Source organism: Aeromonas crassostreae (assembly GCF_054052445.1).
Genome location: NZ_JBSTYM010000098.1, coordinates 1 through 202 on the forward strand (window position 1 = coordinate 1; position 202 = coordinate 202).

Annotated in this window: 1 rRNA gene; it reads left to right on the plus strand. The window is 45.0% G+C overall.

The features are described from left to right. Positions 1–123: 123 nt before the first annotated feature. Positions 124–202: ribosomal RNA gene (locus ACW5W4_RS19055) — 16S ribosomal RNA — on the plus strand; the annotation flags it as partial.

The window sequence follows — 202 nt, forward strand, 5'->3', positions numbered from 1 at the left end:
CATCAAAAACAATTTTTGATTTTCAATGTCTGGTGAAGTGACCAAGACAACTTCGGTTGTCACAGTTTATTTCAGCAATTCATTGAGCCGCCGAGTTACTCCGGTAACGACGCAACCAAACTTAAATTGAAGAGTTTGATCATGGCTCAGATTGAACGCTGGCGGCAGGCCTAACACATGCAAGTCGAGCGGCAGCGGGAAA